We start from the raw sequence: 14403 nt of genomic DNA on the forward strand, positions 1-14403 counted from the left end.
TGCCGGGCGGGGATGCCCGGCGGACCCGATGCTGGAGTCTCCCCCGCGAGGAAGGTCAAGGCCGGGCGGCACGGCCCTACTTGCGGTTGTAGAGCCGCATCGTCACCGAGCCGAACACGACCACGAGCGCCGCGGACCAGCCCAGGGACCAGCCGATGTCCGCGGCCGGCCAGTTGCCCGCCATCAGTTCGCGTACGGCGGTGGCCACATGGGTGACCGGGCTGTTGTTGACGAACGCCTGGAGCCAGCCCGGCATGGTCTTCGGGTCGACGAACACGTTGCTCAGGAACGTCATCGGGAAGATGACCATCATGCTGACGCCCATCACCGACTTCTCGGTGCGCAGCAGCAGTCCGAACATCGTCCAGATCCAGGAGAACGAGAACGAGAAGACCATCAGCAGCGCGACGCCGAGCGCGATGCCGACCGGTCCGCCGTCCGGGCGGTAGCCGATGACCAGGCCGACGGCGAGCATGACCACGGAGGCGATCAGATAGCGCACGACGTCGCCGAGGAGGTAGCCGACCATCGGGGCGGGCCGCCAGATCGGCAGCGTGCGGAAGCGGTCGAAGACGCCCTTGGAGATGTCGTTGTTGACCGCGACACCCGTGTACATCGTGATCATCACGACGCTCATGGTGAGGATGCCGGGCAGCAGGAACTGGATGTACGCCGAGACCGACCCGGCGATCGCGCCTCCGAAGAGGTACGTGTACATCAGCACCATCATGATCGGGAACGCCGTCACGTCGAACAGCTGCTCCGGCACGTGCTTGATCTTGAGCATGGCGCGCCAGCCGAACGTCAGCGACGCCGACCAGGCGCTCGGACGCGGCGGCCGCTCCCCGGCGACCAGCAGGGCGGCTAGGTCCTCCGCCCTCGGCGCCCGCAGTTCGATGTCGCCGAGGTCCTTGGTGGTGGTCGCGGTGCTCATGCCGCCTCCCCCTTCTTGTCGGTCAGGGCGAGGAAGACCTCGTCCAGGCTGGGCTGCCCCAGCGCGAAGTTGTCCACGGTGATGCCGTTCCTGGCCAGCTCGGCCAGGGCGTGCGCGGCCTGCTCGGCCGCGCCCCGGTCGCTGCCGCTGCCGTCGACCCGGGCGGTGAGGGCGACCGGGTCCGGGTCGAGCACGACCTCGGCGCCGAGCGCGGCGGCCAGCACCCGCTCGGCCTCGGGCCGCTGCCCGGCCTCGCGCAGCCGCAGATGGACGGCCCCGGATCCGACGGACGCCTTCAGCTCGCCCTTCGTGCCCTCGGCGATCACCTTGCCGTGGTCGATCACGGCGATGCGGGACGCGAGCTGGTCGGCCTCGTCCAGGTACTGCGTCGTCAGCAGCACGGTCGTGCCCTGGCCGACGACGGCGCGCACGATGTCCCAGACCTGGTTGCGGCTGCGCGGGTCGAGCCCGGTGGTGGGCTCGTCGAGGAACAGCAGGTCCGGGGTGTTGAGGATGGAGGCGGCGATGTCGATACGGCGCCGCATGCCTCCCGAGTAGTTCTTCACCTGCTTGTCGGACGCCTCCCGCAGGCCGAAGGCCTCCAGCAGCTGCGCCGCGCGCTCGCGCGCGGCGGGCTTGGAGTGACCGAGCAGACGGGCGAGGAGCACCAGGTTCTCGGTGCCGGTGAGGTCCTCGTCGACGGAGGCGTACTGACCGGTGAGGCTGACCCGGCTGCGGACCGCGTCGGCGTCCCGCTGCACGTCCTTGCCGAAGACGCGGGCCTCGCCGCCGTCCGGCCTGAGCAGGGTGGCCAGCATGCGGACGGTGGTCGTCTTGCCCGCGCCGTTGGGGCCGAGGACTCCGTAGACCGTGCCGGTCGGCACCCGGAGGTCGACGCCGTCGACGGCGCGGTTCTCACCGAAGACCTTCACCAGGCCGGTGGTCTCGATTGCCAGATCTGTACTCATCGTCAGTCCTTCGGTTCCTTTTCGTCCGTGGAGACAGGACTCGGGCGGGGGCGCGAATTCATCGGCGGTCCGGTTCATCGGCGGTCCGGGCGGCGCCGTCATGAGGCGTAGGGACGCAGGGCGCGGGCCTCGCGCAGCGCGAGGCCCCACCACCGCAGCTGATCGAGCATCGGCGTCACGGCTGCGGCGCGGTCCTTTGGCGACTCGGCGAGCAGGTCGACGCCGACCCCGTTGCGCAGGGTCACCGTGTGCAGCTCGGTGAACACCGACCGCAGCTGCTCGACGGCGTAGAGGCCGCGTGAGCCGTGGCCGTAGCTGACGAAGGCGACCGGTTTGGTGTGCCACTCGTCGTAGGCGCAGTCGATGGCCTGCTTGAGGGAGGCGGGGAAGGAGCGGTTGTACTCCGGGGTCACGACGACGAAGGCGTCGGCGCGGCCGACCTGAGCGGCGAAGTCGCGCATGGGCGCGGTGGCCCGGCCCGGGTAGCGGGCCGGGAAGTCGAAGCCGGCCAGGTCGACGACCGCCGGCTCCAGGTCGTCCCGCTGCGCGGCGTACTGCGCGAACCAGTGCCCCAGCTCGTCGCCGACGCGCCCCTCGCGTGTGCTGCCGATGATCACTGCGACGCGCAGCGGCGGCATGTCCTCGTCCCGCACGGTGCGCCTCCCTCCACCTGTCCGCGGCCCTCACCCAGGAGGCGCGAGACGGCAACGCGCGGCCGCCGGATCGGATCCGGCGGCCGCGCGAGGCAGGGTCCGGCCCGGCGGGCCGGACGGGGCTCAGCTCCGGGGCGGGGACACGTGCTGGGCTTCCCCACCGGCGACCTCACCGCGAGCAGCGGGCCGGACCCGCACGAACGGGTCCGGTGACGCGCTCATCCGCAGGTCCGGTGACCCTCACTCATGCGTGTAGGCGTAGTAGAACGTCACGAGCCCGACACCCGCGCCGACCGCGACACCGATGCCCGCCGACCTGAGCACGCTGCTGTCGGCCAGGCTGGTCAGGAACCCGATGGTCGCCGCGGTCAGCGCCCCGTAGGCCAGGGCCCGCATCTCGCGCGGCAGGGAGTGCCGGATGCGGCCGAGCCCGAACGCGAGCGCGCCGAACACCACCGCGCAGACCACGCCGAGGACCCACTGGCCGCCGGTGGCGACACCGTCGTTCTCAAAGCGCAGGATGGACGCGGCCCAGACGCCGACCGTGACGGCGAGCAGGGCGGTCAGTACCGGACCGAGCGGGTGGTGCTCTCGTGCGGGCGTCCGGCGCCGACGCCGGTGCCGCGGCGTCGCTGCTTGTGTGGCCATGGCGCAGAACTCCTTCCCTCCGACCCCCGTCCCCTATCAGGGCACACCCGCACGCCCCCGGCGGCAAGTCAGGCCGCCCCGCACCCGTACCACCGCCGAGTCAGCGGCAACGGATCCGGTGCCACCGGCGTCCTCAGGGCAGACGGACTGCACGCGCACACGACGACTCACGGCTCGGAGGCCTGCGTGGACCAGGAGACCAGGGACGGCGGGTACCCGGCGGCCGGGCCGTACGACGCCGGGCGCGGCCCCGCTGCCGGGCGGCGACGCGGCGCGTGGCCCGCCGGGCTGCTGCTCGTCGTGCCGACCGCCGTGGTCGTGTGCCGCGCCGCGGACACCGACGCCGTCACGCCCGTGCCGCAGCTGCTCGCCTTCCTGCCGTGGCTGCTGGCCCCGGCCGCGGTCGCGCTGCTGGTGGCGCTGTTCGCCCGGCGCCGCCTGCTCGCGGCGTGGGCCGTGGCGGTGCTGGCTCTGACCGGCTGGTTCGTCAGGCCGTACGACACCGGGCTGACCGACGAGCCGCCCGGGCCGGCCGTCGCCCGCGTCGAGGTCCTCACGGCGAACCTCGAGTTCGGCGGGGCCACCGACGCGCTGATCGCGGCGATCGCCCGCGAGCGTCCGGGCCTCGTCTTCGTCCAGGAATGCCCGGCCGTGTGCTCCGAGGCGCTCGCGTCCGAGGCCCTCCGCGCCGACTACCCGTACCGCCGTGTCGTCGAGGCCGGCGGCGCGGCGGGCTCGGCGATCCTCAGCCGGTACCCGCTGGCCCCCGCCACCGGTGTCCGCTCCGTGCTCGGCATGCCGGCCGCCGGCGCCCGCATCGCGGGCCGGCCGGTGAACCTCCAGCTCGCCCACCCTTTGCCGCCCGTCCCCAGCGCCGTGACCGACTGGCGCAGGGAGCTGGCCCGGCTGCGCGACCGTGCCGCCGCGGCCGCGGACCGCCCGTCCGTCGTCGCGGGCGACTTCAACGCCACCCAGGACCACGCCGCCTTCCGGGACCTCCTGGAGGCGGGCGGCCTGCGCGACAGCGCCCGGCTCGCGGGCGCGTCCCGCACCCCGTCCTGGCCGGCCGGCCTGCCGCGCCCGCTCGGCGCGCAGATCGACCACGTGCTGGTCAGCGAGGACTTCTCGGTGCGCTCCGCCCGCTTCCTCGACCTGGGGGCCACCGACCACCGGGCGCTCCTCGTCTCGCTGGAACTGCACGACGTGCGCTGACCCGGCGGCGGGGTCAGAGTGGGGACGTGGTGCGAGGCCACGCGGGCGGCCGGTCGGGAGGCGAGACGGATGACGAGCGGCCTCGGCGCGACGGTCACCGTGGACGCCACCGCCGACCTGACGCGGGCGGTGCGCACGGCCTGCCCGGACGGCGTCGACGCCGTCGCCGGCCTCGTCTCGGACGAACCGGGCTCCTTCGCCGGGTACGCGGCGCTCGCCCGGCCCGGCGGCCTCGCCGTGTCGGCCCGGCTTGGAGCGGGGGCGGTCGCGCTGCCCGGCGAGGTGGAGGGCGTCGGCTTCCGGCTGCACTGCACGCCTCGTCGACGCTGCTCGACGCCCTCGCCGCGGCGGCGGTTCGCTGCAGACGCCGCCGGAGGAGCCGCGCGGGAGGAGCCCGCGGCAGGACCGTCTTCGTCCTCCGACCAGGGAGCAGTCATGAAAGACGAGCAGATCATCGACGACATCGGCGCACTCGTCGAGGAGGAGCGCGCCCTGCGCGACCACTCGATCCGGCAGGGCGGACTCGACCCGGACCGGCAGGCCAGGCTCAAGGAGGTGGAGATCCGCCTCGACCAGTGCTGGGACCTGTTGCGCAGGCGGCGGGCGAAGTCGGAGTTCGGCGGCGACCCCGACACGGCACAGGTGCAGCCCGCCGACGAGGTCGAGAACTACGAGAGCTGACGCGCCCGCTCCGTACGCCGTACTTGCGCGGGGCGAGCCTTTCGGGGTCTGTTGACACCATGGCGGATCTCCAGGGCGGGGCGGCAGCGGCGGGCGGGCGCGCGGGGCGGCTCACCCCGCCCGAATGGCTGATCCGCGGCCTGCGCCCGCAGGACGCGCCCGTTCCGTGGGCCGCCGTCGCCCGCGCGTCCGTCGCCCTCTCCGCGCCGCTGGCCGCCGGGCTCGCGTCCGGACAGCCCGCGTACGGGGCGCTGGCGTCGATGGGCGCGCTGTCCGGCGTCATCGGCGACACCGCCGACGCCTACCGGATGCGCCTCCTGAACATCGCCGTCCCGCAGCTCTTCGGCGCGGTCGGCGTCACGCTCGGCACGCTCGTGTACGGGCAGGGATGGGCCGCGGTCGGCGCGCTCACGCTCGTGGCGCTCGTCTCGGGCATGATCTCGACGATCGGCGCGGTCGCCTCGGTGTCCGGCCTGCTGCTCCTGCTGAACGCCGTCGTGGGCGCCGGTCTGCCGATGCCGGGACCGTGGTGGACGGCGCCGCTGCTGCTCAGCCTCGGCGGCCTCCTCGTGCTCGTACTGACCCTGCTGGGCTGGCCGCTGCGCGGCCGCGCGCCGGAAGTGGCCGCGGTCGCCGCGACCTACCGCAGTGTCGCCGACCTGCTCGCCGCGGCGGGCACCGGCGACTACGACGCCCGGCGCCAGGACGTCACCCAGTCCCTCAACACCTCCTACGACCTGGTCCTCGCCCGGCGCGCCCACGACCACGGACGGCGCGGGCCGCTGGTGCGGCTGCTCGCCCAGCTGAACGTGGTCATCCCGCTCGTCGAGGCCGCCGCGGCGGCGCACCGCTACGGCCGTGCCTCCCGCCGGCCCGAGATAGCGGCCGCCGTAGGGGACTTGGCGGTCGCGGTGGAGAGCGGTCGCCGCACGGCCCCCGAGCTGGTGCTGCCCGAGCCGGAGGGCCCGGCGGACCGCGCCGTCGACCGCGCCCTGCGCCACGCGTCGGCGGTCGTCCACCGGCCGGACGCCGACGCCGCGCTGTCCCACGACCGGCTCGGCAGGCCCGCGGCGCTCGGCGTCCGCGTCCGGCGGGCGGCGCGCAGCGTGCTGACGTCCGAGCCGTCCTGGCGGTACGGGCTCCGTCTCGCGCTGTGCATCGGCATCGCCCAGGTGTTCGTCTCCCTGGTGCCGGTGACCCGGTCGTACTGGGTCGCGCTCACCGTCACGTTCGTCCTCAAGCCCGACTTCGGCTCGGTGTTCTCGCGCGCGGTGCTGCGTGCGCTGGGCACGGCCGCGGGCCTGCTCGTCGCGGCCGCGGTGCTGGCGGCCGTGCCGCGCGGCTGGGCGGACGTGCCGGTGATGATGGTGCTCGCCGCGCTGATCCCGGCGTTCTCGGCGAAGGGGTACGCCTTCCAGACCGCGGCGATCACCCCGGTGATCCTCATGCTGTCGGACGTCCTCAACCACCAGGGCTTCCACCTCGTGCTGCCCCGGCTCGTGGACAGCCTCATCGGCTGCGCGATCGCGCTGGTGGCGGGGTACCTGCTGTGGCCGGAGAGCTGGCACACCCGGATCGGCGACCGGCTGGCGAAGGCCGTGGAGGACGCGGCGGACTACGTGGCGTGCGCCTTCGGCCCGGTGGGCACGGCGGGCGGCACCGACCAGGGCGAACGGGTGCGGCGGCGCAGGCGGCTGTACCGGGACCTGTCGTCCGTGCGGTCCGAGTTCCAGCGGGCGCTGACCGAGCCGCCGCCGACCGGCGCACGGGCCGCCGCCTGGTGGCCGCTCGTCGTGGCCGTCGAGCGGATCGTGGACGCCACGACGGCGGCCCGGGTCCGCGTCGACCACGGGGCCGAGCCGCCGCGCGACACGGAGATCACCGGCATCGAGGAGCAGCTGCGCGAACTCGCCGAGGGGCTGCGCTCCAGCGAGGAGCTGGTGGAGGTGCGTGCCGACCTGCCGGGCGACGAGAAGGGCGTACTGGAGCCGCTGCGTCAGGAGGTCAGGGCCGCGCGGGCGATCGCCTTGCCCGCGCCCCGGTCATGACCCCGGCCGGAGCCCCTGCAGGCGCTCCAGCTCGCGGCGGTCCCGCTTGGTCGGGCGGCCGGCGCCCCGGTCCCGTACCGCCGCCGGAGCGGTCAACTCCTTCGGCGGGGGCGGCGGGCTGTTGTCGACGTAGCACGTCGTGGCGACCGGCGGTCCGACCCGCTTCCGCACGATCTTCGAGACGACCACCAGCCGCTCCCGCCCCGCGTGGAAGACCCGCACCTGGTCGCCGACGCGCACGGACTGCGCGGGCTTGACCCGCTCGCCGTTGACGCGCACGTGGCCCGCCCGGCACGCCGCCGCGGCCTGCGAGCGGGTCTTGGTGAGCCGTACCGACCAGACCCAGGCGTCGACCCGTACGGTCCCCTCGTCCGATACCTCTGCAGCCATGTCACCGACTGTACGGCTCCGGGGACCCGGCGAGCACGCGCACGGGCGGGACGGCACCCCGCCCCCTCACCACAGCGCACACATCCGACTACGATGCGCACGATCTCCCCTTGACGGAGGCGTCTCCTCCGAACGCGGGTGTTCGCTTCTGACGTGCCCGCATCTCCCGCGCGGCACAAGGGCATTCGGAGATTTCCATGCGCAGCAGCTCCGGCAGAGGGCTTCGGCCAGGGGTCCTGGGGACGTGGGACACCGTCGTCATGGCGGTCGCGGGCAGCGCCCCGGCCTACTCGATCGCGGCGACCACCGCCGTCCTCGTCGCCACCGTGGGTCTCGCGGGACCGGCGGCCCTGCTGTACTGCGCGATTCCCATGCTCGGCATCGTCCTGGCCTTCGGCCGGCTCGGCCGCCTCGACGTCAACGCCGGGGCGGGGTACTCGTGGGTGGGCCGCACCCTGCACCCCTTCCTCGGCTTCCTGTCGGGGTGGGCTCTGGTCGTCTCCGCGACCCTTTTCATGGTGGCCGGTTCCCTGCCCGCCGGTGCGATGACGCTCGCACTCGTCGATCCGGATCTCGCCGGCGACAGGGCGCTGGCGACGGCCGTGGGCGCCGCCTGGTTCGTCGCGATGCTGCTGGTCGTGCTCGGCGGCGCGCGGCTGACCGTGCGCGCCCAACTCGTCCTGTCCGGCGTCGAACTGGCCGTCCTGGCGCTGTTCGTCGCCGCCGCACTCGTCCGGGGCGGCAGCCGTGTCGCCTTCGACTGGTCCTGGTTCGGCTTCGCGCACTTCGACGGACCCGCCGGATTCGCCTCGGGCGCGCTGGTCGCCACGTTCTACTTCTGGGGCTGGGACGTGACCAGCAACCTGAGCGAGGAGACCCGCGACAGCCGGCGCACCGCGGGGCTCGCCGCACTGATCGGCGTCGGCGTCGTCTTCCTCGTCTTCGAGGCGTTCACCGTGGCCGTCAACATGTTCCTGACGGCCGAGGAGATCCGGGCGTCCGGTTCCCACGTGCTCGGTGCGCTCGGTGAGGCGGTCTGGCCCGGAGTGGGCGGCAGGCTCCTCGTGCTGGCCGTGCTGCTGTCCACCGTCGCCACCCTGGAGACGACGCTCATCCAGGTGACCCGCTCGCTGTTCGCGATGGGCCGGGACCGCACGATGCCCGCGGTGCTGGGGCGGGTGCACCGCCGGTGGCACACCCCGTGGGCCGCGGTTGCCGCCGTCGGCGCCGTCGCGCTCACCTTGTTCGCGGCGTCGGTCGCGCTCGGCTCGGTCGGTGACGTGCTCGCCGCCGGGGTCTCCGCGATAGGGCTGCAGATCGCGTTCTACTACGGCCTCGCGGGCATCGCCGCCGTCGTCGCGTACCGCAGGACGCTGCTCCGCTCCGTGCGCGACTTCGTCCTCGGCGGCGCCTGGCCGCTGTTCGGGGCGCTGTTCATGCTGTGGATCTTCATCGAGTCGCTGGGCGAGCTGAGCGGGGCCTCGGTCGCGATCGGTCTCGGCGGGCTTGCCGCCGGTCTCGTGCCGATGCTCCACTACTGGCGCAAGGGCAGTTCCTACTACCGGCCCGCTCCCCTCGACGCCACGCGCCCGGTCGACACGGACGACGACTACGGCGACCGGCGGTCCGGCCACCGTCCCGACTACACCGGGAAGGCGCTGGCCACCGACTACTGACCGCCCCCGCACGTCGTCCGATCCCCGCGCCGGAACGGCAGGCGTCCCCCGTAGAGCCTGTGGATCCCCGCAGTCGCCGTGGATCCCTCCGAAGACCGTCGGATCGCCAGAACGTACCTGAACCGCCGAGGGAAGTGCCGCCCATGGCCGCTCGCCGCCGCTTCGTCCCCGACTTCGATCCCGCGTACGGGGACCGGGCGCTGTCCGACGCCCTCGACGACATCGTCATCGGCCGCTGGCAGGGCGTACGGGACCTGCTGCGCGACACCGGCGACGACTGGGGGCTGCGCACCCATCGGATCCGGCTGCTCGCCCACGCCGCGGCCGGCTCGTCCGCCACGGGGATCTGGCGGGCCGCCGAGCCGGCCAGCCCCGACGCTGCGGTCCTCGCGGCGGCGACCGAGGTCGTGCGGGTCTTCCACCGGGCCATCGCCGCGGGGCGCGGTGGCGGGGTCGACCGCGACCGGCTGGACCTCGCCGTGCGGGCCTGCCTCGACGCCGCCGACCTGCACCCCGCCGACCCCATGCCGTGGGTGTCGCTGCTGACGGTGGCGCGGCTGTACGAGGACGGGGTGCCCCGCAGGGAACTGCGGCGCTGGTGGGACGAGATGCGCGGGCGCGACCCGTACAACGTCGAAGGTCACGTGCAGCTGTTGCGCTACCACTCGGCGCGCTGGCACGGCACGCACGGCAGGATGTACGACTTCGCGCGGGACGCGGCGGGGGCGTCGCCTCCCGGGTCGCCGCTGCCGGTGCTGGTGCAGATCGCGCGGGCGGAGGAGTACCGCCATGTCTTCGACACGGCCCAGGGGCGGGTGGTGCGCGGCCTCGACCAGCACTGGAAGCACGAGCTGGCCGTCGTGGAGATACGGCGCACGTGGGACCGGTGGATCCTGTGGCGCGCGGACGGACCGGTCGCGCCGCAGGAGATCGGGGAGCTCAACTATCTGACGCACGCCGCCTGTCACGCAGGGCTGAAACAGGAGGCCCGCGGCCTCTTCCAGCTGCTGGGGACGCGGGCCGCGCATCTCCCGTGGACGTACACGGGAGACGCGGCCGAGCAGTTCACGAGGTGGCGCACACAGCTCGGCGTCACCTCGTGAACCGTACTCCGGGATCAGGCGCCGATGTTGCCGCCGTCCTTGCGGTAGACCGCGACGACCGACGGGCGCACGATCGTGCCGGGACCGTCGGGCCAGGAGCTCGCGGGCTTCTCGACGGACGCGCCGTCGACCTCGCCCGGGTGCTGGACCGCGACCAGCACGCGGCGGTCCTGGATGATCGGACCGCAGGTCTCCGCGCCGGTCGGCACGGTCAGGAACTGCTTGAGCTCACCGCGGCGCTCACCGTGGGTCGCGACACCGAACAGGCCGTCGTGGGAGCCGAGCGCGTTGCCGTCCGTGGAGAGCCACAGGTTGCCGTACGGGTCGAAGGCGACGTTGTCCGGGCAGGAGATGGGGCTGACCTTCTCCTTGGGGAAGCCGGCGAAGTAGGTGGCCGGGTCGTTCGGGTCGCCCGCGACCAGGAAGAGGCGCCAGGCGAAGCCGTCGCTCGCCGGGTCGTCCCAGTGCTCGGCCAGCTCCAGGACCTGGCCGTGCTTGTTGTTGTTGCGCGGGTTGGCCTCGTCCGCACCCGCCTTGCCGGCGGCGCCGCGGTCCTTGTTGTTCGTGAGCGCGACGTAGACGCGGCCGGTGCGGGGGCTCGGCTCGACGTCCTCGGGGCGGTCCATCTTGGTGGCGCCGACCTTGTCACCGGCGAGGCGCGTGAAGACGTACACCTCCTCGGCGGTCATACCGGGGACGTGCGAGACGTCGCCCGTGGCGAGCGGGATCCACACGCCGCTGCCGTCGAACTCGCCGTCGTTCGGGAGCTTGCCGGTGCCGTCGACCTCGGCGGCCGGGCTGTCGCCCGTCAGCTTGGCGACGTAGAGGGTGCCCTCGTCGAGGAGCGTGAGGTTGTGCTCGCGGGCCCGCCGGGAGCTGCCCTTCATCATGCGCTTGCTGGAGACGAACTTGTAGAAGTAGTCGAACCGCTCGTCGTCGCCCATGTAGACGACCGGACGGCCGTCGGCGGTGAGCCGCGGCTGCGCGGCCTCGTGCTTGAAGCGGCCGAGGGCGGTGCGCTTGCGGGGCGTGGACTCCGGGTCGTACGGGTCCAGTTCGACGACCCAGCCGTGGCGGTGCGACTCGTTGGGCTCCTGCTTGGCGTCGAAGCGCTTGTCGAAACGCTCCCACTTGCGCTCGGTGGCGCCGGTGCCGATCCCGTACCGCTTGTCGGTCGCACTCGACCCGCCCGCGAAGTACTGGTTGAAGTTTTCCTCGCCGTGGAGCGTGGTGCCCCATGGAGTGGTGCCGCCGGCGCAGTTGTTGAGCGTGCCCAGCACCTTGGTGCCGGACGGGTCGGCGGACGTACGCAGCAGGGCGGAGCCGGCGGCCGGACCGGTGAGCTCGAACTCGCTCGTGGCGGTGAGGCGGCGGTTGAGCGGGTGGCGGGTGACCGGGGTCAGCTTGCCGCTGCGGTGCTCCTCCTGGACCACGACGACGGACAGACCGTGCGCGGCCCAGGCGATCTCCACCTGGCCGCGGGTCGGGTTCTCGGGGTCGTAGCCCTTGAACATCAGGACTTCGTCCGTGTACTCGTGGTTCGCGACGAGGACCTGGCGGCCGTACTCGCCCTTGAGGGGGAGCAGGGAGAGGAAGTCGTTGTTGTAGCCGAACTGACCCGCCTGGGCCTTGGCGGTCTGCTTGTCCGGGTCGAAGGCCGGCGCGCCGCGCAGGATGGGCTCGCCCCAGCGGATGACGACGCTCTGCTCGTAGCCGGCGGGGACGGTGACCTTGTCGTCCTTGTTGGGGGCGACGGGGGCGAAGCGCAGACCGCGGGCGCCGTCGGCCGTGCCCGGCTTCTGCGGCCGGCCGGTTTCCGCCGCCGCGGCGGGGGTGGCGCCCTGCACGACGGCGGCACCGCCGGCGGCGGCGGCGACGGTGACGACGGCGGCGGCACGCATCATCGAACGGCGCGACAGCGCGCTCGCTATGACGTCACCTGCGTACTCGTTGTCGCTGGTGTTGGGAACCTCGTGGAAGCAGGCGTCGCCGCAGCGGTAGCGGCAGGTCAGCGCGGAACGCCCGCCCGCGTGCGGGGCGGTGTTCAACAGCGGCAGCAGTTTGCGCACGTCGTCCTCCTCCGGCGCATCCTGCGCCGACATGGTGTCGGAATGATTCCGGCGGTGACGTTAGGTGCGCTCCTCTGCCCGGCGGCGGACACGAGGTGAACGAGGAATGAATGGGGCGCGCACGGGGCGCGGTCGGTGTGTGTGGGAGGCCATGCGGGTGCCCTCCCGGAAGCCGCGACGGGCGGCCGCTAACCTTACGTGTCCGCCCTGGCCTGCGTTGCCCGGGGGGAACGTCTGCAGAGCGGACAGTCACCGCACCCAACTCATGCGAAAGGCCCCGCCCATGGGTATTCGGAGCTTGCTGCGCAAGGTGTTCGGCCGCGATCGCGCTGACGGCGCCGGGCGCGAGGAGTCGGCGGCGGCCTCCGTTCCCGCCCAGACGGAGCGCACGGAACCGGCCACGGAGACGACCACGGAACCGGCCAAGGAACCGGCCACGGTGCCGGCCAAGGAACCGGCCAAGGAACCGGCCACGGTGCCGGCCAAGGAACCGGCCAAGGAACCGGCCAAGGAACCGGCCACGGTGCTGGCCAAGGAACCGGCCACGGTGCCGGCCCAGACCGCGGTGGACCGGGCGTCGGACCTGGTCTCGGCGGCGTTCGACAACCCGACCCCGCGCTTCCCCACCCAGCCGAAGCCGTCCACGACGGCGCCCGCACAGGAGCCCGCCGCGCCTGCGGAGTCCGTCACCCGGGAGCCCGCCGCGCCTGTCGAGGACGTCGAACCCGACTCGCTCGCGGCCGAGGTGGCGGCCGCCGCGCCTGCGGAGTCGACCGAGGTCGAGGCCGCCGCCCCTGCGGAGGACATCGAGCCCGAGGCCGTCACGGCCGAGCCGGAGGCCGTCGCCCCTGTCGGGGACGTCGAGCCCGAGCCGCTCGCGGCCGAGCCGGAGGCCGCCGCGCTTGCGGAGGCCGTCGAACCCGAGACCGTCGCGGCAGAGACCACCACCCCCGAGACCGTCACCGCCGCGCCCGAGACCACCCCCGAGCCGGAGGCCGACGCGGCCGAGCCGCAGGACAACGCCCCCACCGACAACGCCACAGCTGCGGAGGTGGCCCCCACCGAGGACACCCCGGACGCCGAGCCCGAGGCCGCCGCGCCCGCGGAGCCGACCGAGGTCGAGCCCGAGGCCGTCACGCCCGCCGAGGACGTCGAATCCGACTCCCTCGCGGCAGAGACCACCACCACCGAGCCCGTCACCGCCGCGCCCGAGACCGCCCCCGAGCCGGAGGCCGGCGCCGTCGAGGGCAAGGCCGCCGTCCCGCTCACGCGCCTCAAGTCGCGGGCGCCCCGGATCGTCGACGCCTACAAGGCCGCGGGCACCGCCCTCAAGAAGGCCGGGCTCACCGGCGCACGCGCGCGGGTCTATCTCGTGCTCGACCGGTCCGGGTCCATGCGCCCCTTCTTCAAGGACGGCAGCGCCCAGCGCCTCGGCGAGCAGGCGCTTGCCCTCGCCGCGCACCTCGACGAGCGCGCCACCGTCGACGTCGTCTTCTTCTCGACCGAGATCGACGGCACCGGGGAGCTCACTCTCGACGCCCACGAGGGCCGCGTCGACGAGCTGCACGCCGGGCTCGGCCGGATGGGCCGGACGAACTACCACCTCGCCGTCGAGGAGGTCCTCGCCCTGCACGCCAAGGCGGCCACGGACGCCCCCGCGTTCGTGATCTTCCAGACCGACGGCGCGCCCGAGTCCAAGACCGCCGCCACCGCCGCCCTCACGGCCGCCGCCGACCGGCCGGTCTTCTGGCAGTTCGTGGCGTTCGGCGAGCACGACGCCAAGGCGTTCGACTACCTCCGCAAGCTCCAGGCCGCCACCGCCGCGTTCTTCCACGCCGGCCCCACGCCCGCCGAGCTGCCGGACGCCGAGGTGTTCCAGGGCCTCCTCGGGACCTGGCGCCCCTGACCGGGCCGGCGAACGACACCCCGACGGCCGGGCCGCGCACACAGCGCGGCCCGGCCGTCGGGCGTCGTGGGGCGGTCCGCCTTATGCGTGTGAGTTGATCTCCGCCGGGCCGATA

Annotated in this window: 12 protein-coding genes; 6 read left to right on the top strand and 6 right to left on the bottom strand. The window is 73.6% G+C overall.

The genetic code is table 11. The features are described from left to right. Positions 1-76: 76 nt before the first annotated feature. The 4 genes from QFZ82_RS20040 to QFZ82_RS20055 form a co-directional block, all read right to left on the bottom strand. Positions 77-934 (bottom strand): ABC transporter permease, encoded by an 858-nt coding sequence (locus tag QFZ82_RS20040; protein ID WP_307714475.1) that lies wholly within the window; start codon positions 932-934, stop codon positions 77-79. Next, positions 931-1902 carry an ATP-binding cassette domain-containing protein gene (locus QFZ82_RS20045; protein WP_307714476.1) on the bottom strand — a complete coding sequence of 324 codons (972 nt, stop codon included), beginning with the start codon at positions 1900-1902 and terminating at the stop codon, positions 931-933. Before QFZ82_RS20045 ends, QFZ82_RS20040 begins: the two co-directional genes overlap by 4 nt. A 98-nt stretch (positions 1903-2000) precedes the next feature. Further along, positions 2001-2540 carry an NADPH-dependent FMN reductase gene (locus tag QFZ82_RS20050; protein ID WP_307717779.1) on the bottom strand — a complete coding sequence of 180 codons (540 nt, stop codon included), beginning with the start codon at positions 2538-2540 and terminating at the stop codon, positions 2001-2003. A gap of 255 nt (positions 2541-2795) precedes the next feature. Beyond that, entirely contained in the window at positions 2796-3203 is a 408-nt protein-coding gene (locus QFZ82_RS20055) for a hypothetical protein (protein WP_307714477.1), read from the bottom strand. Positions 3204-3389: 186 nt separating this feature from the next. On the opposite strand from QFZ82_RS20055, the gene QFZ82_RS20060 reads away from it, so the two are divergent. The 3 genes from QFZ82_RS20060 to QFZ82_RS20070 all read left to right on the top strand — a co-directional run bounded on the left by QFZ82_RS20060 (position 3390) and on the right by QFZ82_RS20070 (position 7144). Further along, positions 3390-4415, top strand: a complete 1026-nt coding sequence (locus tag QFZ82_RS20060) for an endonuclease/exonuclease/phosphatase family protein (protein ID WP_307714478.1) — start codon at positions 3390-3392, stop codon at positions 4413-4415. 435 nt (positions 4416-4850) lie between these two features. Continuing rightward, on the top strand, positions 4851-5096 hold the full coding sequence (locus tag QFZ82_RS20065) for a DUF2630 family protein (protein WP_307717780.1): 246 nt from the start codon (positions 4851-4853) through the stop codon (positions 5094-5096). Between the two features lie 59 nt (positions 5097-5155). Beyond that, a complete protein-coding gene (locus QFZ82_RS20070) occupies positions 5156-7144 on the top strand; it encodes an FUSC family protein (protein WP_307714479.1) in 1989 nt (662 codons plus the stop codon). On the opposite strand, the gene QFZ82_RS20075 is transcribed toward QFZ82_RS20070, so the two are convergent. Then, the gene (locus QFZ82_RS20075) at positions 7139-7534 is read right to left on the bottom strand and encodes an RNA-binding S4 domain-containing protein (protein ID WP_307714480.1); all 396 of its coding nucleotides are present in this window, start codon (positions 7532-7534) and stop codon (positions 7139-7141) included. The genes QFZ82_RS20070 and QFZ82_RS20075 overlap by 6 nt on opposite strands. Positions 7535-7731: 197 nt before the next feature. Here QFZ82_RS20075 and QFZ82_RS20080 point away from each other — a divergent pair, with 197 nt between their 5' ends. Together QFZ82_RS20080 and QFZ82_RS20085 are read left to right on the top strand one after the other, a co-directional pair. Continuing rightward, positions 7732-9210: an APC family permease gene (locus tag QFZ82_RS20080; protein ID WP_307714481.1), complete on the top strand. Its 1479-nt coding sequence runs from the start codon at positions 7732-7734 to the stop codon at positions 9208-9210. A 143-nt stretch (positions 9211-9353) separates the two neighbouring features. Further along, entirely contained in the window at positions 9354-10313 is a 960-nt protein-coding gene (locus QFZ82_RS20085) for a hypothetical protein (RefSeq protein WP_307714482.1), read from the top strand. 14 nt (positions 10314-10327) lie between these two features. On the opposite strand, the gene QFZ82_RS20090 is transcribed toward QFZ82_RS20085, so the two are convergent. After that, on the bottom strand, positions 10328-12382 hold the full coding sequence (locus tag QFZ82_RS20090) for a PhoX family phosphatase (RefSeq protein ID WP_307717781.1): 2055 nt from the start codon (positions 12380-12382) through the stop codon (positions 10328-10330). Positions 12383-12665: 283 nt separating this feature from the next. On the opposite strand from QFZ82_RS20090, the gene QFZ82_RS20095 reads away from it, so the two are divergent. Continuing rightward, complete coding sequence (locus QFZ82_RS20095; RefSeq protein ID WP_307714483.1) at positions 12666-14288, top strand: VWA domain-containing protein; 1623 nt, start codon at positions 12666-12668, stop codon at positions 14286-14288. Positions 14289-14403 lie beyond the last annotated feature (115 nt).

Origin of the sequence: Streptomyces sp. V4I23 (genome assembly GCF_030817975.1) — a bacterium.
In the GTDB taxonomy this organism is placed as follows: Bacteria; Actinomycetota; Actinomycetes; order Streptomycetales; family Streptomycetaceae; genus Streptomyces.

Excerpts from the sequence above, each read along its gene's own strand:
- QFZ82_RS20040 (WP_307714475.1), bottom strand. The coding sequence starts at position 934 with ATGAGCACCGCGACCACCACCAAGGACCTCGGCGACATCGAACTGCGG.
- QFZ82_RS20045 (WP_307714476.1), bottom strand. The coding sequence starts at position 1,902 with ATGAGTACAGATCTGGCAATCGAGACCACCGGCCTGGTGAAGGTCTTC.
- QFZ82_RS20050 (WP_307717779.1), bottom strand. The coding sequence starts at position 2,540 with ATGCCGCCGCTGCGCGTCGCAGTGATCATCGGCAGCACACGCGAGGGG.
- QFZ82_RS20055 (WP_307714477.1), bottom strand. The coding sequence starts at position 3,203 with ATGGCCACACAAGCAGCGACGCCGCGGCACCGGCGTCGGCGCCGGACG.
- QFZ82_RS20065 (WP_307717780.1), top strand. The coding sequence starts at position 4,851 with ATGAAAGACGAGCAGATCATCGACGACATCGGCGCACTCGTCGAGGAG.
- QFZ82_RS20070 (WP_307714479.1), top strand. The coding sequence starts at position 5,156 with ATGGCGGATCTCCAGGGCGGGGCGGCAGCGGCGGGCGGGCGCGCGGGG.
- QFZ82_RS20075 (WP_307714480.1), bottom strand. The coding sequence starts at position 7,534 with ATGGCTGCAGAGGTATCGGACGAGGGGACCGTACGGGTCGACGCCTGG.
- QFZ82_RS20080 (WP_307714481.1), top strand. The coding sequence starts at position 7,732 with ATGCGCAGCAGCTCCGGCAGAGGGCTTCGGCCAGGGGTCCTGGGGACG.
- QFZ82_RS20085 (WP_307714482.1), top strand. The coding sequence starts at position 9,354 with ATGGCCGCTCGCCGCCGCTTCGTCCCCGACTTCGATCCCGCGTACGGG.
- QFZ82_RS20095 (WP_307714483.1), top strand. The coding sequence starts at position 12,666 with ATGGGTATTCGGAGCTTGCTGCGCAAGGTGTTCGGCCGCGATCGCGCT.